The organism is Lacinutrix himadriensis, from assembly GCF_001418105.1.
GTDB lineage: Bacteria > Bacteroidota > Bacteroidia > Flavobacteriales > Flavobacteriaceae > Oceanihabitans > Oceanihabitans himadriense.
This window is the reverse complement of the sequence record NZ_LIQI01000024.1, coordinates 88135-108417: the sequence shown is the minus strand read 5'-3', so window position 1 is coordinate 108417 and position 20283 is coordinate 88135. Positions and strand designations below refer to the sequence as shown.

Genomic DNA, 20283 nt, shown 5'->3' with positions numbered 1-20283 from the left:
TGAAAAACAGAGATAAATATCGTCGTTTAAATAAATAGAGCAAAGAAAAGGTAGATTAGAGAAACCTTAGAAACAGACATAACTCTAATTTTGAGTAGTACTATTATAAAGATAAAACATGACATTCAAAAATCACTTAACTCTTTTACTAATCTTTGCAATTTCTATTACTGCAAATGCTCAAAAGAAAACGAGTGATAAAAACGCAAATCAAAAAAGACCAAACATTCTGTTTTGTATTTCAGATGATCAATCTTACAAACATATTTCTTTAGAAGGTGTAAAAGAACTTAACACGCCCAACTTTGATAGAATAGCCAATAATGGAATATTATTTCAAAATGCATATTGTAATGTAGCTTCTTGCGCACCTTCACGAGCAAATATTTTAACAGGAAGAAACATTTGGGAACTTGAAGAAGGTGGTGTATTATTTGGCGCTTTAAAAACTAAATACAAAACATTTCCAAATCTATTAGCACAAAACGGATATGCAACTGGCTATACAGGAAAAGGATATTTGCCTGCTAAAAAAGAAGCACCTTACCATACTCAACCTATTGCCAAAAACTACAGTAGTATAAAGATGAAGGCTCCAAAAGGCATCTCAAAGATTGATTATTCAGGTAATTTCAAAGATTTTTTATCCCAAAAAGATAAAGACAAACCTTTCTTTTTTTGGTATGGAGGAAGAGAACCTCACCGAGGCTACAAACAAGGTATTGGAGCAGAATCTGGTAAGGATATTTCTAAAATTCAGGTTCCTGGATTTTTACCAAATAACGAGGTGGTACAAAGCGATATTGCAGATTATTATTTTGAAATTGAATGGTTCGACTCTCATATTGGAAGAATGATTAAAACCCTAGAAGAAATGGGCGAACTTGAGAATACCATTATTATAACCACAGCGGATAATGGAATGCCTTTTCCTCGTGCTAAAGCAACTAGCTATGATTATGGAACACATTTACCTTTAGCTATTTTATGGGGGAATAAAATGAAAGGAAGTCAAACCGTTGAGGATTTTATAAGTTTTACAGATTTTGCTCCAACCTTGCTAGAAGCAGCTGGTATTGAAATTCCGGAAGACATGTCAGGAAATAGTTTTTTAGATGTTATGCTTGCAAATAAAAGCGGACAAATTGATGCAACAAGAAACAGCGTATTTACAGCACAAGAACGTCACACATACTGCCGCCCTGATGGAATGCCATATCCTATGAGAACCATTCATAAAGGAGATTGGGTATACATAGTAAACTTTGAACCTAGCAGATGGCCAGGTGGAAATTCAGATTTTTTAGCTTCTCACCAAGGATTTTATGGTGATATAGACGCAGGACCTACACGTAAATATTTAATTACGAATAAAGATGAGGATGCTGTTAAATATTATTACGACTTATCCGTTGCAAAACGCCCAGAAGCAGAATTATACAATATAAAAGAGGATCCTTTTCAATTGGTTAATTTGGCCTCAGAAAAGAAATACTCAGAGCTGTGTAAAGCATTAAAAGATGAATTGTTTACGTATTTAAAAGAGACAAACGACCCTAGAATGGAAGGATTATCACCATGGGACAATTATCCGTTTTATTCTGAAGGATTTGATAAAAGATACTTAAAACCTATTGGAGAAAGAGATGCTGAATAGTGGTAGTTGTCTTAGAAAAAAGAACCAAACTAAGAATTAAATAATGAGAAAGAACACATTTTTATTTCTGTTTAGTACAGTACTATTTTTTAATAGCTATAGTCAAACTAAACAAAAGCAAAACAGTAAAAAGCCCAATGTAGTCATCATTTTTATAGACGATGAAGGTTATGGTGATGTAGGAAGTTATGGAGCTACTGGCTTCCAAACACCTAATTTAGATCATATGGCGAGTCAAGGAATGAGGTTTACAAATTATTATGCGGCTCAACCTGTATGTAGTGCTTCACGTGCTGGAATTTTAACAGGTTGTTATCCCAATAGAATAGGTGTTTCAGCGGCTTTAACGCCACTCCATAAAAAAGGAATTAATAGCAATGAACTAACAATTGCCGAAATGTTTAAAGAACAAGGATATAAAACGGCTTGTTTTGGTAAATGGCATTTAGGATGGCAAAAAGAATTTTTACCATTACAACATGGTTTTGATGAGTATGTAGGTTTACCATATTCAAATGATATGTGGCCACGTAACAACGTGACTGGGAATAAATATCCAAAAACACACAAACGTTCAAGATATCCAGAACTTCCATTGATGGAAGGGAACGAAATTAAAAAATATATAACATCGTTAAAAGATCAAGACGAGTTAACAACGCTTTACACAGAAAAGGCTGTTGATTTTATCAATAAAAACGCAAAAGATCCATTCTTTTTATATGTGCCACATTCTATGGGACATGTTCCTTTGGGTGTCTCTAAAAAATTTAGAGGTAAGAGTGAGCAAGGATTGTATGGTGATGTTATGATGGAAATTGATTGGTCTGTAGGAGAGATAAGTAAAGCATTAGAAAAGAATAAAATTGCCGATAACACCATCTTTATTTTTACCACAGACAATGGCCCTTGGTTAAACTATGGGAATCATGCAGGATCAGCTGGAGGATTGAGAGAGGGTAAATTATCTAGTTGGGAAGGTGGTCAACGTGTTCCGTTTATTATTCGTTGGCCTGGTAATGTACCTGAAGGAACGGTTTGTAATAAATTAGCCTGTGCTATTGATTTACTACCTACCCTTGCGGCTATTACAGATGGAAAACTATCTGAAAATAAAATTGATGGCGTAGATATATCGTCACTTTGGAAAGGAAATTTTGAAGCAACACCTCGTGAAACCATTCTTTATTACTATAGAAAAAATAATTTAAATGCTGTTAGAAAAGGAAACTGGAAGTTGGTTTTACCACATAAATATAATTCTTACGATACAATAGCAGGAAATGATGGTGTTCATGGAAGAACGAAAAAAATGGCTATTGAAAAACCTGAACTTTATAATATGTCTAGAGATCCCGGAGAGCAATACAATGTAATCACTTCTCATCCAGAAAAAGTAAAAGAATTAATGGTTGTTGTAGAAAAGTACCGAAAAGAACTAGGAGATTTAAATGTAGGAATCGCAACAGGAAGTGAAAACAGAAAAGTAGGTGAAATAGAAAAGTAAATTTACTACCACATCGTCATTTAAAGGAACCTTTCGATTAAAAAGTACTATCATTAAAAAAAACATATTCATGAACAAACAGATTAATTATCTTTTGCTTTTAATACTCCTCAGTTCATGTGGGTTACAAAAAAACGTTGAAAAAACAAGCCAATCAGCGCAACAGCCCCAGACATTACCGTTTACGAATATGGTATTGGAAGATCTTTCAGATTTTAAACCAACTTCAAAAAACTGGCAAATTGTAAGTGAAGCAATAGTAGACACTTCCAAAAAAAGAAGCATTTCTGCGATGGATGGCATTGGTGTATTATTAAACACTCCAAAAAAAGGAAGCCGAAAAAATATTTTCACAAACTTTGAACATGGAGATATTGAGCTAGAGTTGGAAGTAATGATACCCAAAGAATCTAATTCTGGCATTTACCTACAAGGAAGATATGAAATTCAACTTTATGACAGCTGGAATGTAAAAGAACCTACATATGCGGATATGGGTGCTATTTACCAACGCTGGAACAAAACAGCAGAAAAAGGAAAACAAGGGTTCGAAGGGCATCCTCCTTCCATAAACGCGGCCAAAGCTCCTGGTTTGTGGCAACATATTAAAATAAAATTTAGCGCACCTACTTTTGACAAAGCAGGAAATAAAACTAAAAACGCAAAATTTGATGAAGTTTGGTTAAACGGTACATTGTTACATAAAAATATTGAAGTTACTGGACCAACTAGAGCCGCTGCTTTTGAAACCGAAATTCCTTTGGCTCCAATTATGATTCAAGGAGATCATGGTCCTGTTGCGTTTAAAAATATGAAATACAAATTACACACAAAATAAAAGTTTTAGGAATTCGGTTTTGGTTGTTTTTTCTTTAAAAAAGATAGCTAACCAAAGTAAAGCATCGATTTATTAAAAAGGTTAAAATTTACAAAGTGAAAGTCAGTAGAAATTTATATAGAAACGTTATGCTGTTAATTACTGTTTTTACAACAGTAAATTTATATGCAGATAAGTTTACATATAATGAGAAAAAGCTTGGTGGAGATTTTAAACTGATTTTTTATGCTTCAGAAAAAGACAAGGCAGATTTAATTGCTCATCAGACCTATTTATTAGTTGATTCTTTAAACGAAATCTTTAGTAATTATTTAAAAAACAGCGAAATAAGTGTACTGAATAAAAACGGAAAACTTAAAAATGCTTCATTCCAATTAGCAAAACTTTTACAACTTTCACAACAAGCCCATCTAAAAACAAATGGTTATTTTGATGTTTCGGTAAAACCACTAATTGAATTTTGGAATAAAGCCGAAAAAAGAAATAAGTTTCCTTCGGAGAAATCTTTAATAAAACAACAGAAATTTATTGGATTAAATTCCGTTTTAACCATTACTAATTCTGACGATATTTATTTAAAAAGGAAGAGTCAGTTAGACTTAGGAGGAATAGCCAAAGGATATATCATTGATGAGGTGTATGCATTTCTAAAGAAAAATAACATCACTTCTTTTTTAATTGAAGCTGCAGGTGACATTAGAGTGTTTGGCAGCCCTGAAAATACAGATTTTTGGAATGTGGGAGTTTCAGCAACAAATAGCAAAAACTACATCGTGGCATTAAAATCTGGTCAAGCAATAGCTACTTCTGGTAAAACATACCGATTTAGAATAATAGAGGGTAAAAAGTACTCTCACATTGTAAATCCAAAAACATTAGCACCGGTTTCTCATAATTTAACATCATCAGTAATTGCAAATAGTGCCATTGAAGCTGATTATTTGGCGTCCACATTCAATATTACAATGGATAAAGATGAAATTGAAAAAATAATCAATAATCATAAGAATATCGAATTACTAATCTTTAATAAGCACGATATTATTTTTGCGACGAGCAATTTTTTTAAAACAAACAATAAATAATGAATAATAAAACAAACATCCTATTACTAGCTTTTTTGTTAGTTTGTTTAGGGGTTAAGGCTCAAACAGCATATACGCTTTCTAAAGAATCTACAATGAAAATTGATGGATCTTCAACAGTTAGTGATTGGTCTGTAGAAGCTACAGAGGCAACAGGAAGTTTTACTACATCAGAAGAAATTAAAATTGGTAAAATTCTTTATTCCAATTTAGAATTTAGTTTTCCTGTGGATAAAATGGAAAGTGGTAGAGGTCCAATGATGAATTCAAAAATTAAGAATGCATTAATTAGTGATGAAAATCCATTGGTAACCTTTAAATCTATAGAAAATAATATTATAGCTGTAAATGGCGATAAATTCGTGTTAGAATCTTTAGGAACAATTACTGCAGCAGGTGTTAGCAAACCACTTACCGTTACATTAAATGGTTTTTTTAATACAGAAATGAAAACGATTTCTTTTGAAGGTAGCAAAGACCTTACCATGTCTATGTTTAATATTGAGAAGCCTACCGCTTTCTTTGGAGAACTAAAGACAAATGATGAATTAAATGTAAAGTTTAATGTAAGCTTTATAAAACAATAAATCTCCTTAATTACTATTATATGAAATTACTTAAATTATTAGTTGCTGCAATTGCTTTTTCAACTACAAATGGTTTAGCCCAAACCGATTTTAAGGCTTATACACAAAACATGGAAGGTACGGATGTATCCTTTAAGATGGTACCAATTAAAGGTGCTACTTTTATGTTAGGAGCTTCAAAAAAAGATAAGAAAAAAGAAGCGGATGAGTTGCCACAAAAACAAGTGGAAATTAGTTCTTTTTGGATGGGTGCTTTTGAAGTTACCCATAAAGAATTTTTACTATTTACCGATGCAACAAGGGATAAATTAGCAGATGGTAGTTTAAATCCTGAAGTAATTTCTAGACCCTCAAGTCCATATGAAGATCCTTCAAAAGGATTAGAAGATGATGATATGAAACCAACGGTTGGTTTAACACAATATGGCGCATTATCTTATTGTCGTTGGCTATATAAAAGAACTGGCGTTTTTTATAGAATTCCAACAGAAGCGGAATGGGAATTGGCGGCAAAAGCAGGCACAGAAACTCCGTATTTCTTCGGAAAAAAGAAAAATGATTTATCCGAATATGCTTGGTATGCCGAAAATGCAGAAGGGCAATTACACCAAGTTGGTTTAAAAAAGCCAAATCCAAACGGATTATATGATATTTATGGAAATGTATCCGAGTGGTGTTTAGATCAATACTATGCCGATTTTTACACAACCATAAAAGATGGAGAAAAAGATCCTAGAGGAATGCCAGATGCATTGTATCCAAGATCCGTGCGTGGAGGTTCATTTTTAGATGATGAAACGGCATGTAGAAGTACAAATAGAATTACTTCAACAGACGATTGGAAAGCGAGAGATCCTCAACTACCTAAAAGTTTTTGGTGGAATACAGATTCAGAGTTTGTTGGTTTTAGGTTGGTAAGGCCTTTAGAGCAACCAAGTAAGGAAGATGTTGAAGTCTTCTTTTCATCCATGTTAGAATAAACCTATATAGTTAACCAAAAATATAAAATAATGGAAAGAAGAGATTTTATTAAAAATTCAGCTTTAGCTGGAGCAGGAATTTTAACCTCAACGGGAGTTTTTGCTAACGTATTAGGCTTTCAAAATAGTTCGTCAGATGCATTAAAAATAGCCTTTATTGGATGTGGAGGAAGAGGAACAAGAGCAGTGAAAGCAGCTTTAGATTTAGAAACCCCTACAGAACTAGTTGCAATGTGCGATTTGTTTAAAGACAATATAGATCACAGAGAAAAAGTTTTATTAAAAGCGGTAAAAAATAAAAATAGAATTAAAGTAACCGAAGAAACCAAATTCACTGGTTTTCAAGGCTATAAAGACGCAATTGCATTAGCAGACATTGTCTTCATTACAACTCCAGCAGCATTTAAACCTGTAATTTTTCAGGAAGCTATAAAACAAGGTAAACACGTATTTATAGAAAAACCTGTTTGTGTAGATTCTATAGGTTTTCAGCAAGTTATAGCTGCCGCTTCATTAGCGAAACAAAATAAATTGTACGTAGCGGCTGGTTTACAAAGAAGATATTCACCTGGATACCAAGCTGTAGTTAATGAAATTCATGATGGAGCAATTGGTGACATTCATACCGCAGAATGTTATTGGCTGGGAAAACCAATAGGCGATTTACAACGTAAGAGAGAAGAAAATTGGACAGAAATGGAATTTCAAAATAGACATTGGAGATCGTTTGCTTGGGTAAGTGGAGGAAATATTGAAGAGTTTCATGTGCATAATTTAGATATTGTAAATTGGGTTTTAAATGAAACTAATCCACAATCTGTAATCGCTTTAGGAGGGAAATCTCCGGATAAGAATTTCTCAGGTTCATTAGGAGGTTTTGATAGCTTAACCTCTAACTTCAAATATAAAAATGATGTTTCTTTACATAGTTATAGCAGAAATATACCAAATTGTACAAATAAAAAAGGAGAGTATTTTTATGGTTCAAAAGGAAAATGTATCATAAATGACGATGCCGTAATTTACAACAATAAAGGAAAAGAAATTTTTAGAGCAAGTAGCGAAAAGTACGGGCGTTTACACGGCTCTTTTGATTTGGTTCAGAAAAATTTAATCGAAAGTATTTACCATAACAAACCTTATTTTAATGATGCTTTTTATGCCGCAAAATCATCTATGACAGGTGTTTTAGGAAGAATGTCTGGTTGGTCAGGTAAAGAATTGCAATGGGATGAAGCTATAGAATCTAAAGTTGCTTTATTCAATTATGCAGAGGACACGAATATGAGTTCCACCCCACCTGTATTGCCAAATGAATTTGGAGATTATCCGGTTCCAATTCCAGGTAAGACAATCGTTTTATAAGCAGTTTACAATAAAAAGGAAACCGATAAAACTACCTAATACACCAAACAATTGTATTTATGGCCATGATAAAATAGAACCATCAACACAAAACCAATTGTAAAATACCACACCGAAGAATTATTTGCCGACGATGTGGATATATTGCATAATTTAGTATCCCTAGTCATCTTCATACTATGAAAATAAAAGTGAAAGTGATTTGAGAAAAAACACTTTTTACTAAAGTGCCCCAAAAAGTCAAACACTATTTGGGGCACTTTTCATTGAAAACAAAGAAACTTCTCCTATCTTAAAACAACCTAAATTATATTTTAACCCTACAGTTTTGACTTAGAATCCTTTGTTTTTACTCAAGTTTTCCGGAAACAAAGAAAAAGAGCAACTAAAAGACTGAAATGAGCATAGGCTATTTAGATACAAATTGATTAATTTGTAAAAAGATTATATTCTTAATATTTAAACAAAATTGCTACTAAAAAAAATAAATGAATTCATGAAAAGAATAATTCTATCCTTAATTATCTGTACCATTACAGCTAGTGGTTTTGCACAGAAAAAACCGAACATCATTTTCCTTTTATCCGATGACCAAACAAGTATTGCGACAGGGTGTTATGGGAACGATCAAGTAGTAACACCAAATATGGATGCATTAGCAGCAGAAGGTGTTTTATTTGAAAACCACTACAACACTACCGCTATTTGCATGGCAAGTAGAGCTATTATCTTAACAGGAATGTACGAGTATAAAGCGGGTTGTAATTTTGATCACGGACCATTAACAAAAGATAAGTTTGCGAAATCATATCCTGTTATTCTTAGAGAACAAGGATATTACACTGGTTTTGCTGGTAAATTTGGATTAGCAGTTTCCGATGGAAGTAGTACAAGACATAATAACTGGGATACACTTCCTATAGATGATTTTGACAATTGGGCAGGAGGCTTAGGACAAACTAGTTATAAAACAGCGAATAACAAGTACATGGCAAAATATGCTGAAAAATATCCGCATAGTACAAGAGCATACGCAGCTTGGGCAGAAGATTTCATTATAGAAGCAAAAGAATCAGGCAAACCTTTTTCTATGTCTATTAGCTTTAAAGCACCTCACATGCCATTTTCTCCAGACCAGTATTTTGATTATGTCTACAAGGGTAAAACGTATAAGAAACCAGAAAACTATGGCGCAGAAAACGCTAAACATTTAGCACCTCAACCAAAAAACGGAAGACAGTATAATGGCTATACCTTTTGGAGGGACTCAGAAGAAAGTTACCAAAAAACCATTAAAAATTACAACCAATTAATCCATGGTGTAGATTACGCTTTAGGAATGATTAGAAAAACATTAGAAGAACAAGGAATTGCTGACAATACTATTATTATATTTACCTCTGACAATGGCTATAGCTGTGGTGCGCATAACATGGGAGGAAAAGTATTACCTTATGAAGAAGCTTCCAAATCGCCTTTAATTATTTACGATCCAAGAACACCTATGGAAGAAAGAGGTGTTAGACGTGATGAAATTACTGCTAACATTGATATGGCTCCAACTATTTTAAACTATGCAGGAATCGAAGCTCCTGCAAATATGGATGGGGAAGATTTACGCCTTTTGATAGAAAAACCAAAGAAATTTAAACGCGAAACCATTGCGCTAACAAATATGTGGGGTCATGACGAAACACAAGCCATGGGAGTAGTTTCTAAAGATTGGAAATATATTTTCTGGAATTATGAAGATGACAGAATGAAACCTACGGAAGAGCTTTTTCATATAGGAAAAGATCGACTAGAAATGACGAATAAAGCTACAGATCCTTCCGCAGAAAAGCAACTTCAAAAAATGCGTTCGATATACGATGAACATCTAGCTAAATTAAAAGAAGAAGCAATTACAGAACATTTATATCAGAAATATGCGGTTTTATTCGACAGAAATGCCACTGCTGAAGAAAAGAAGCCTTATTTGACTGGAGAAAATAATGCTTCACCTAATAAGAGTACATCCAAAAAAAAGAACAAAACAAATAAGAAGAATAAAAAGAACAAGAAAAACATAGCTCATTAGCCTAAAGAAGGCATTTATGAAGGACACTTTTTCCTATTCATTTTTACCATAAAAAAACTATCTAATAATTACATCACATAAATACCATGTCTAAATTCATTCTATTCGCCCTTCTTTTAAGTCTTAACTTACCTGCTACCTGCGGGAATCAAGAACCAGTGCCTTCTGATAAAGAAAGACCAAAAAAACCAAATGTAGTATTAATCTTAACCGATGATTTAGGTTGGCAAGATGTAAAATGTTACGATGTTGACGAACCTTCGCCATACGAAACGCCAAACATTGATAGATTAGCAAAAGAGGGCGTTCTATTTTGGCAAGCGTATTCTCCTGCAACTACTTGTTCTCCTTCTAGAGGTGCAATTTTATCTGGACAACACCCAGTTCGCTTAGAAAGAACTAGCGTAAGAGGAGGACATCCACCATTACCTTTTAACCATGGCTCTACTTTGATTAGTCCTTGGATGCGAGGAGCGTTAGATATTTCTAAAGTTACCATTGCAGAATCTCTAAAATCGAATGGTTACAAAACAGGACATTCTGGAAAATGGCATGTTGGTATTGCTGTAACGGACTATCCAGAACCTAAAGATCAAGGTTTTGATTTCTCTAAACATGGCTTTGGTGCGCATAAAAGAATGAAAGATCGTACCACAGAATTTGCAACAACAGATGCTTCCGATCCATTTACTCTAGACAAAGATGGTTTTCCTTTTGATGATATCACACAAGATGGTATTGACTTTATGGACCAAAACAAAAAAGATCCATTTTTTCTGTTTTATGCATCTCGATTAGTACACACGCCGATACAAACAAGAAGTGAAGCTTTATTGCGTAAATACTATGAAAAATTAGGATTAGAATATCCGAAAAAGAATGACATGTGGGATGAAGCAGGTCAGAAAAACGCATACTATGCTGCTATGGTAGAAATGATAGATCATTATACAGGGCAACTAATTACATATTTGGAAGAAACAGAAGATCCTAGATGGCCAGGACACATGTTAATTGAAAATACCTATGTAATTTTCACTTCAGACAATGGTGGTATGGAACAACATACTAAAGAAATCATCACAGACAACTACCCTTTAGACAAAGGAAAGATAAATGCAAAAGAAGGTGGAACAAGAGTTCCTCTTATCATAACAGGACCAACTATTGCTGCAAACGTAGAATCTAACGTAATGGTGAATGGTGTAGACTTCTACCCTACTATATTGAGTTGGACAGGAAGTCAAAAAGAAAAAAACCAAATATTAGATGGTGCCGATTTATCTACATTATTAGATAAAGACCCAACGGATGCCAAATTAGTTATAGATACCGAAACAGGAGCACCTAGAAATACCATGATGTGGCACTTCCCTAACAGTTCTATGCAATCTACTTTGCGTATTGATGGCTACAAATTGGTACGTCAATATACCGATACCGAAGAAAAGGCGACTTTAGAATTGTACCAACTTTATGAAAATGGTTCTAATCGTGTAGACATTGAAGAATCTAAAAATCTTGCAAGTCAAATACCGGAAAAAGCAAAAGAAATGGATCGTCTTTTAGAAGAAAGATTAGAAAAATTAAATGCTAGATTTCCTTTTTTAAATCCAACGAGTAAAAAATCATTACCTAACCAATCTAAAATCCCTACCGTTTTAGATCATGGTAAAGATGGCGAAAAAGTGTGGTTACAATTTAAAAACAATGGTGCTAAAGTGGTAAAAGCAGAACTTATATTCACTACTAACGGAGGTATAAAAGGAGAGATTTGGTTTCCAATAGATATGACACTTAGCGGGGATACTGTTTCCGCATTACTACCAAAAGGAACTACACATTATGTATTTAATCTGGTAGACGAAAACAATTACTTAATTGGTTATCCGGATGCAGGATATCAAAAAACAACGAAAGTATTTGCTACTAAAGCAATTCCTGTTAAATAATTAAAAATAGCACGTATTAAAGAAGCACTATAGCGTTACACCTATAGTGCTTTTTTTGTTTTATATAGTAACCAATTTGTTAACTACGTATATTCTAAATACTATAAAAGTACAAATGGTCGATATAAGAAACTCTTTGGTCAATTAAAGAAGCATGGAATTCTACATAAAATATAAATTTGTTTAAAAAAATTTAATGATGAAACACACCTCGCTACTTTTTTTATTTAGCATCTTTTTTTTACCACAGATATTTGCTCAAAATATTGATAAGCCAAATGTTATCATTTTTTACGCAGATGACTTAGGTTGGCAAGACACCCAATTAAATGACGAAGGTGCTATCGTACCGTGGGAAACGCCAAATATGTTAAGTCTAGCAGCAGAAGGTGCTAAATTTTCGCAAGTGTACTCTCCTGCTCCTACTTGTGCTCCATCTCGTACCGCGATGATGAGTGGGCACCATACTACACAAACAAAAATGACGCATGTTGGCGGAGGACAGATTCCTGAAGTGAATAGTAACAATAACGCCAATAAGTTGATTCATCCGTATTATCCTGGTAGATTACAACTGGAAGAAGTAACTATTGCAGAGGCTTTAAGTCCGAATGGATACACTTCTGGTCATGTAGGAAAATGGCATATGGCAGTGAGTCATAATACATTTCCGGAAGCTATTGATCAAGGTTTTGATTCTCAGTTTACCGGAAGAGGTATTGCAACAGGTATGGGAGATCGATCTACTGGTTACGCAACAGCAGCCGTAGATGATCCATATAGAACAGATGCAGACGGTAGACCTTATGATTCGGTAACAGAAAATGCATTATCCTTTTTAGAAGATAATAAATCGGAGCCTTTTTTCCTATACATGGCGACATGGTTAGTACATACACCAATACAAACTAGAGATTTAGCATTACTAACCTATTATTGCGATAAATTAGGGATTCCAGTACCAACTGCCGATGAAGTTATTACAACACCAGGACAAACCAATCCGTATTACGGAGCAATGGTAGCGTCATTAGATTGGAGTCTAGGAAAAATAGTGGACTATTTAAAAACAACAGATGACCCAAGAAATCCTGGAAAAAAATTATTCGAAACTACCTATATCATCTTTGCATCCGACAATGGAGGAGCAGAAACGAATAGTGGTGAAATCATTACAGATAATTTCCCTTTAGATAAAGGAAAAAAATATATACAAGAAGGTGGTATTCGTACCCCTCTAGTGGTTACAGGTCCGGATATCGCAGTAGGTGAATATGACAATGTTGCATCTCACTTAGATTTTTATCCTACCATTTTATCTTTAACAGGTACTACTGTAGATGCGAGTGTCTCTGATAATTTAGCTGGTGTTGATTTATCTCCATTTTTAAAAGGAACAGCTACCACAATAGACGATGCTAGTGGCAATGAAAGAACAGATTTATATTTTCATTTCCCTAACAATTCAGATACCCAAATGCAATCGGCTATTAGAAGTAATGCATATAAATTATATAAAAATTATATAGATGGTTCTTACGAGCTTTATCAGTTATATAATACTGATGGAAGCAATAATGATTTAGAAGAAGCTACAAATGTTATAAACACAGCGAATCCAGCAATAGTAAATGAAATGATTAACAAATTGGAAACCTTTTTAACAAATAACAATGCTAGGACTCCACAATGGAATGCAGATTATACAGGGGCTGGTGCACCACTAGTAAATCAAAATAATGTACCTGATATAATTACAACTAGTTTTGATCAAGATACGCGTATTGCAACAACGAATGTTACCACAGCATCTGGTCAAGCAGCAATTAGTAAAGCATATTTATTGTATAAAGAGACTCAAGACGAATGGTTTGAAGTAGACGCTACTGTAAATGGTAGTACAATAACTGCCGATGTTCCAAATACAGCTATTGGTATTGTATTTACACTTATAGACGAAAATAATTTTTTAATTACATCTGAAGAAGTTTCTACCGTTCCTGTAACGCAGATCATACTTAATGATACGGACCAAGTACAAGCTTTTGATCCTACAACAAAACATTCTGAACTAATAGAAGGCACAACAATAAATGGTAATGGTACTACGGTTACCTACCTGCAAATGAGAACAGAAGGCGGTGGAGATGGTGCAAAGTTTACTGTAAAATCTACAACAGGTACCTCTGTGGTATGTAGTAATATTGTATTTGACATAAGATCGCAAGAAAATGATATAATCAGTTGTGTGGTTACTATTGGTGATGCTACTAAAACTTTCGATTATACAAGTTCATCCAGCAACCAGAATGTAGATTTTGATTTTGACATTCCTGTTACATTTACCAATGTAAGTCAAGAAATGGAAATTATAATTACATCGGCTAGTAATTCTGGTGGATTAAGACCACGATTTAGAATTTATGATCTTACCTTTCATATGGATGAATCTTTAAGCGTGGATGAAATAGCTGCTAATACTAAAGAACTTAAATTATTTCCTAATCCTGTAAAAGGCACTTTTAGTCTTTCAAAAGAAGTAACATCTGGTGTTTTGTATAGTTTACAAGGTGCAAAAACATTCGAATTTAATAACCAGTATCAAGATATAGATATATCGACTATTAAATCAGGATTATACTTTTTACAAGTAACCAACAAGGATGGCAGTACAGCAACCTTAAAATTATTAAAAGAATAAACAAAAAGAGTTGTCCCCCCTAAAACAACTCCTCTTAAATAACTAAAATTAGCACGTATTAAAGAAGCACTATAGCGTTACACCTATAGTGCTTTTTTCTTTTTAAATAACAAAAAAAAATAAATGGTCGATATAAGTAACTTTTTGGTCAATTATAGCAGAATAACTTTATACTAAAATTCTATCTTTATCTAAAATAATTTCAAGATGAAAAACACTACACTCCTTTATTTATTTGGACTCCTTTTTTTACCACAGATAAATGCACAAGAACTTGTTAAGCCAAACATTGTAATCTTTTATGTCGATGATTTAGGTTGGCAAGACACTAATCTTAATAACCTAGGAGACCCTGTTCCTTGGCAAACTCCTAAAATGGAAGCTTTAGCTGCTGCTGGAGCTAAGTTTTCGCAAGCATATTCTCCTGCACCTACTTGTGCGCCATCTAGAGCAGCAATGTTAAGTGGTAGACACCCTGTTAAAACTAAAATGACTCAAGTATCTGGTGGTGGCTTACCGATATTAAGGAATTCACAAGCGGATCGTAAAATAATTGGCCCATATTTTCCAAAAAGATTAGATGTTAATGAGTATACTATAGCAGAAGCTTTAAGTGCAAATGGATACCATACAGGCCATGTTGGTAAATGGCATATTGATGGAGCCAATGGTTTTCCTGTAGCTGTAGACCAAGGCTTTGATACGGAATTTACAAGTAGAGGTGTAAACCAAAATATGGGGGATAGATATGATATTTCAAATTTTGGTGGGAATGATCCAAATTACCCTTTAGATGCTGATGGAATACCATATGATTCTGTTACAGATGAAGCTGTAGCGTATATGCAGAATAGAGTAGCTGCTAATGGTGGATCTGGTGAACCATTTTTCTTATATATGGCTACTTGGTTGGTGCATACTCCTGTTCAAACTAGAGATTTACCAATGTTACAAGCTATAACAGCCGATTTAGTTGATTCTGGTCAAATAAATGCAGCTGATGTTGGTCCAAATGGTATACCAACGGAAACGACACCTTTAACTGCTGCTGGAGAATATAATCCATTTTATGGAGCTATGGTGCAAACAGTAGATTGGAGTTTAGGTAAGCTAGTTGATTATTTACAAGCCACTAACGATCCTAGAAATCCAGGTAAAACGTTATTCGAAACAACATATATTATATTTTCTTCAGATAATGGAGCTTCAGAACAAAATAATGCGACTAATGGTTTTGAAGTTGTAGCAGATAATTTCCCTTTAGATTTAGGGAAAACAAGTTCTAGAGAAGGTGGTATTCGTGTTCCAATGATAGTAACTGGGCCAGAGATTCCAGTAGCTGAATATAGCAATGTTGTTAATGGTTTAGATTTTTTCCCAACCATTTTATCTTTAACAGGAACAACTATAGCTAGCAATCTTTCTGACGATTTTGATGGTGCAGATTTAAGTGATTTACTAAAAGGAACTAATACCATAGTAGAACAAACAAGAGATGGTCTAACAACCGAAAGAACAGATCTTTTTTGGCACTATCCTAATGCTTCTGATGAAAGGGCAAAATCATCTATTAGGAGAGGTAATTACAAAATATATAAAAAGTATGCTGACAATTCTTACGAAGCATATCAATTGTATAATGGAGGAGATAATCTTGTAGATATAGAGGAAACTATAAATGTTATAACTACGATGGATCAGACATTAAAACAAGATATGATCGATACATTGGAAGCATATTTAATAGATAATGATGCAAGATTCCCAGCATGGAACCCGGATTATGCAGAACCTGACGGTCCTCTTGCAAACCAAAATCTTGTCCCAGCAATTGCTTCGTTAACTTATAATCAAGCTACAGGTTCTGCTACTCTAATGATAGAAGATGATGCAACAAAAGCAGCAATTAGTTATGGCCATTTATTGTATCGATTAAATGAAGCAAATGAAGAATGGTTTGAAGCCGGAGTAGTAACTATAAATGGTAACACGATAACTGCAGATGTACCATCTAATGCCTATAAAATTGTGTTTGATTTAAGAGATGAAAATAACTTCTTAGTGTTATCAGATGAATTAGAAATTGTTAATATCACGCAAATAACACTTAATACAGTAGATGAAGTACAACTATTTCAACCAGAAAGTTCTGATGTATATGGTGAGCTAGTAGGAAATACAATAGTAAGGCCTGCATTCCTTCAAATGATTACTGACGGAGGAGGAGATGGTGTTAATTTTAATGTAGCGGCTACTGAATCTGTACTGTGTGAAAAGATTACCTTTGGAGTAAGATCTAAAGCCGGAGATACTGCAAATTTTAATATCACTATTGGTGATGTGACTCAAAGTTTTGAATACACTAGTATTAGTGATACAGACGACCTATATTTTGAATTTGATACTCCTGTAACGTTTACGGAAGCGGCTCAATCTATGGAGTTCTTATTAACTGGGCTTTCCAATTCAAATGAAGGTACTACTCCAAGGTTTAGAATTTACGATATTACATTCCATTTAGATTTAAGTAGCTTAGGAGTGGATGAGGTGACAGATAATAGTCTAGACCTAAAGTTATACCCTAATCCTGCAAAAGGTTCCTTCAGTCTTACCAAAGAAGTACAAACCGGTGTTCTGTATAATTTATATGGCGCAAAAACATTAGAGTTTAAGGATCAGTATCAAGATATAGATATCTCGCGTATTAAAACCGGATTATACTTTTTACAAGTGGTATTAAAAGATGGAAGCAAAACAACCTTAAAACTATTAAAAGAATAAGAGCTACATACGGTAACCCTTATCACTATTAACTTTGCTTTTTATTTCGGCTACCTAATCGATAGGTATAACTCAAAATAATATAGCGTCCTAAACTTTCTGAGGTGGTTTCCTCAAAATAGTTGGTAGTGCTTCGTCTTTCAAAATCGACGTTTTCATCTAAAAGGTCAATTAAAACCAGTTTAAGAATATTATGGCTATTTCCAATAGTATAGGAAATAGCCATATTCCAAATTGGTAAATGTAGGTTGGTAGCAAACTGATTATCAGAAAAAACGAAATAATCAAATTGCGTATTAAAACTTAGTTTTTCTGTAAAATCATAATCTACAGCTGAAAAATAGTGCTGCTTTCTATAGGTTCGATTAAGATCTTGTTCTATAGAAAAAGAGGTGTTATTCACGCTATAATTAGCTCCCAACTTTAGGTCTATCAAATTCTTGTTCGAGTTCTCTAATGAGAAACCTAATAAAAAATCTTTGGAAACCAAATCGTTAAGTTGCTGATTAATCAATGAAGTAGATTCGTTATAGAAATAAGTATTCTTTATAGCATATCGCATTCCCAGCCCTTTAATTTTTTTGCTGAAATTTAAGAAAGATGTAAATCGTTTTCGCTCTCCACTATTGATATAACTTCTCGTTTTAACAAATGCATCATCAATAGCAATGTTTTGTATAATAGCATCGGTAGAATATTGATATTTAATTCTACTGGTAAAGCTTAGAGAGGATTTGTAGTTGTAAATATTAGCAATTAAAGAGAAATCGTCACTCTTTTCTGTTTTCAAATAAGGATTTCCTTTTCGTATATAAAATGGATTTAAATCATTGATAACTGTGGAGCTTTCATTCGTTCGAGGACTTCGTATTTTTCTGTTATATAAAAATCGGTATTTTACTCCTTTTCTAGGTTTGTATTGCAGCGTTGCAAATGGATTTAAATAAAATTGACTGCTTTTAAAAGGATCTTCTGTAATTACACCAAAAGACCTATCTAACTCTTGAAGTTCTACACCAGAAAAAATATTCAGTTTTTTTGTACTGTAGTTATAAGCAAATCGGTTCTGGTAACTACCTTCTCTATTATTGTACTTATACGAAATACCTTCTTCGGCATTATTGTTTGTTATTATAGTTTTAAGCTGGTATATGTCTTCGTTTTGATTTAAGACCTTTAAAAAGGATTGTAATTTAAAATAATGATTCTTAGCTAAAGGTTCTGTGTATTTAAAATTGAATTGATACAAACCGTTATTAAACGTTTCATCTCTTACCGCAAAAACCTCACTATTAGATGTATTGGAATTATTTATATTTCTAGTAACAAATGTGTTTTGTTCATTATCCTTTACTTGTCCGCTAATATTAGTATTAAATCCAACACTAAAACTACGACCTATCTTATCTAACTTCTGATAGAAATCGACATTAAACCTTAAGGAATTTTTAGTATTCTTATTACTATAATTTTGAATGTTTGAAGTTACCAAATCCCCTTCTTCATTATAATAAAATCCATCTCTTAGTGAATTTTGCATCACCTCATCCGAATTTAAACGTCCTTTAATAGTAAGGCTATTCGTGCTATTGGATTTGTTTTTATAATTGAAATTAAAATTGTGATTTTTGGAAACCTTATCAAAACTATTATCTGCTTCGTAATCAAAGTTATTCGAATTGGAAAAAGAAATTCTTTTAGAAAATGACGTGCCTCTATTATCGGAAAGGTTATAAAAGTAGTCGGCATTAAAAGATTCTTTTTCTTTAAAGGAATGCCCAAAATTGATACCACTAACGCCTGTTTTTAAATAACCACTTAGACTTTTCGTTTTTCTTGTATTGGTATCATCCGATTCATCTGCAATGCCATCCGCATTTTCTAGAAAACCTTGAATGTTCGATCCCGTAATATTGATATTATTGTATTTACCAATAATTGCAAATTGCGATGTTGGTGAAAACTTATTGTAGTTTAAGTTACCAAAGTAGCGACTGTCTAATCCTATACCTGCAGAAGCTTTTCCGAAACCTTGCTTTTTTTTCGACTTTTTCAGTGTGAAATTAATCACAATCTGTTTGTTACCATCATCTACTCCTGTAAGCTCTGACTCATCACTTTTTTTATCTATCACTTCAATTTTTTCAATGGCATCTGCTGATAAATTTTTTAATACAATTGCTGGATCTCCACCAAAAAATTCTTTACCATCCACATATATTTTTGTGACCTCGTTACCCTGAGCAACTACTTTTCCGTTAGACTCTATTTCTAAACCAGGTAATTTTTTTAAAAGAGTTTCTAGATTATCACTGGCATTGACTTTAAATGAATTGGCATTAAAAGCAATAGTATCTTCTTTTATTTGAACAGGTATTTCTGCAGTAATAGTAACGGCATCTAATTGATAAGCATCTTCTTTAAGAACGACTTCACCAAGGTCTATTGGATTGTTTTTATATGCGATGCGCTCAAAATGCGAGACATAACCCAAATAAGAAAACTGCAGTAGCAGAGAGTCCTTCGGAGCATCTAGAATTGCAAATGCACCTTTTGCATCCGTAATCGTGTAATTAATATATGTAGAATCCTTTTGTTTTAAAAGTACTACCGAAACAAATTCTAATGGTTCTTTATTTTCATTGACAACAATACCTTTAATTGGCGGTTCAGATTGGCTAAATAGAAGATTAGACAGGACAAGAAAAACGAAAATTAAAATTTTGGATGGTTTCATCTAATGGTTAAAT

The 20283-nt window shown here is 33.6% G+C and carries 12 protein-coding genes; 11 read left to right on the top strand and 1 reads right to left on the bottom strand.

Annotated elements, in window-relative coordinates:
* Positions 1 to 118 precede the first annotated feature (118 nt).
* The 11 genes from AMD28_RS12375 (at position 119) to AMD28_RS12325 (ending at position 17533) form a co-directional block, all read left to right on the top strand.
* Positions 119 to 1657 carry a sulfatase family protein gene (locus AMD28_RS12375; RefSeq protein ID WP_055444459.1) on the top strand — a complete coding sequence of 513 codons (1539 nt, stop codon included), beginning with the start codon at positions 119 to 121 and terminating at the stop codon, positions 1655 to 1657.
* 43 nt (positions 1658 to 1700) lie between these two features.
* Positions 1701 to 3164, top strand: a complete 1464-nt coding sequence (locus AMD28_RS12370; RefSeq protein WP_055444458.1) for a sulfatase family protein — start codon at positions 1701 to 1703, stop codon at positions 3162 to 3164.
* A 190-nt stretch (positions 3165 to 3354) separates the two neighbouring features.
* Complete coding sequence (locus AMD28_RS12365; protein WP_055444457.1) at positions 3355 to 4002, top strand: 3-keto-disaccharide hydrolase; 648 nt, start codon at positions 3355 to 3357, stop codon at positions 4000 to 4002.
* Between the two features lie 128 nt (positions 4003 to 4130).
* Entirely contained in the window at positions 4131 to 5087 is a 957-nt protein-coding gene (locus AMD28_RS12360; protein ID WP_055444456.1) for an FAD:protein FMN transferase, read from the top strand.
* Complete coding sequence (locus tag AMD28_RS12355; protein ID WP_055444455.1) at positions 5087 to 5674, top strand: YceI family protein; 588 nt, start codon at positions 5087 to 5089, stop codon at positions 5672 to 5674. The genes AMD28_RS12360 and AMD28_RS12355 overlap by 1 nt, the downstream gene beginning before the upstream one ends.
* A gap of 20 nt (positions 5675 to 5694) precedes the next feature.
* A complete protein-coding gene (locus AMD28_RS12350; RefSeq protein ID WP_055444454.1) occupies positions 5695 to 6654 on the top strand; it encodes a formylglycine-generating enzyme family protein in 960 nt (319 codons plus the stop codon).
* A gap of 30 nt (positions 6655 to 6684) precedes the next feature.
* On the top strand, positions 6685 to 8019 hold the full coding sequence (locus AMD28_RS12345; RefSeq protein WP_055444453.1) for a Gfo/Idh/MocA family protein: 1335 nt from the start codon (positions 6685 to 6687) through the stop codon (positions 8017 to 8019).
* A 496-nt stretch (positions 8020 to 8515) separates the two neighbouring features.
* Positions 8516 to 10099, top strand: coding sequence for a sulfatase family protein (locus AMD28_RS12340; RefSeq protein WP_083478315.1), 1584 nt, complete (start codon positions 8516 to 8518; stop codon positions 10097 to 10099).
* A gap of 86 nt (positions 10100 to 10185) precedes the next feature.
* Positions 10186 to 12051 (top strand): sulfatase, encoded by a 1866-nt coding sequence (locus AMD28_RS12335; protein ID WP_055444452.1) that lies wholly within the window; start codon positions 10186 to 10188, stop codon positions 12049 to 12051.
* 196 nt (positions 12052 to 12247) lie between these two features.
* Positions 12248 to 14752 (top strand): sulfatase-like hydrolase/transferase, encoded by a 2505-nt coding sequence (locus AMD28_RS12330; protein ID WP_083478304.1) that lies wholly within the window; start codon positions 12248 to 12250, stop codon positions 14750 to 14752.
* 207 nt (positions 14753 to 14959) lie between these two features.
* Complete coding sequence (locus AMD28_RS12325) at positions 14960 to 17533, top strand: sulfatase-like hydrolase/transferase (protein WP_055444450.1); 2574 nt, start codon at positions 14960 to 14962, stop codon at positions 17531 to 17533.
* 28 nt (positions 17534 to 17561) lie between these two features.
* Here AMD28_RS12325 and AMD28_RS12320 read toward each other — a convergent pair whose 3' ends face one another.
* On the bottom strand, positions 17562 to 20270 hold the full coding sequence (locus AMD28_RS12320) for an outer membrane beta-barrel protein (protein WP_055444449.1): 2709 nt from the start codon (positions 20268 to 20270) through the stop codon (positions 17562 to 17564).
* Positions 20271 to 20283 lie beyond the last annotated feature (13 nt).

Bases quoted from the DNA above. Each gene is read 5' to 3' on its own strand.
- AMD28_RS12350 (WP_055444454.1), top strand. From the start codon at position 5,695: ATGAAATTACTTAAATTATTAGTTGCTGCAATTGCTTTTTCAACTACA.
- AMD28_RS12360 (WP_055444456.1), top strand. From the start codon at position 4,131: ATGCTGTTAATTACTGTTTTTACAACAGTAAATTTATATGCAGATAAG.
- AMD28_RS12345 (WP_055444453.1), top strand. From the start codon at position 6,685: ATGGAAAGAAGAGATTTTATTAAAAATTCAGCTTTAGCTGGAGCAGGA.
- AMD28_RS12370 (WP_055444458.1), top strand. From the start codon at position 1,701: ATGAGAAAGAACACATTTTTATTTCTGTTTAGTACAGTACTATTTTTT.
- AMD28_RS12365 (WP_055444457.1), top strand. From the start codon at position 3,355: ATGGTATTGGAAGATCTTTCAGATTTTAAACCAACTTCAAAAAACTGG.
- AMD28_RS12320 (WP_055444449.1), bottom strand. From the start codon at position 20,270: ATGAAACCATCCAAAATTTTAATTTTCGTTTTTCTTGTCCTGTCTAAT.
- AMD28_RS12355 (WP_055444455.1), top strand. From the start codon at position 5,087: ATGAATAATAAAACAAACATCCTATTACTAGCTTTTTTGTTAGTTTGT.
- AMD28_RS12340 (WP_083478315.1), top strand. From the start codon at position 8,516: ATGAAAAGAATAATTCTATCCTTAATTATCTGTACCATTACAGCTAGT.
- AMD28_RS12375 (WP_055444459.1), top strand. From the start codon at position 119: ATGACATTCAAAAATCACTTAACTCTTTTACTAATCTTTGCAATTTCT.
- AMD28_RS12335 (WP_055444452.1), top strand. From the start codon at position 10,186: ATGTCTAAATTCATTCTATTCGCCCTTCTTTTAAGTCTTAACTTACCT.
- AMD28_RS12325 (WP_055444450.1), top strand. From the start codon at position 14,960: ATGAAAAACACTACACTCCTTTATTTATTTGGACTCCTTTTTTTACCA.
- AMD28_RS12330 (WP_083478304.1), top strand. From the start codon at position 12,248: ATGATGAAACACACCTCGCTACTTTTTTTATTTAGCATCTTTTTTTTA.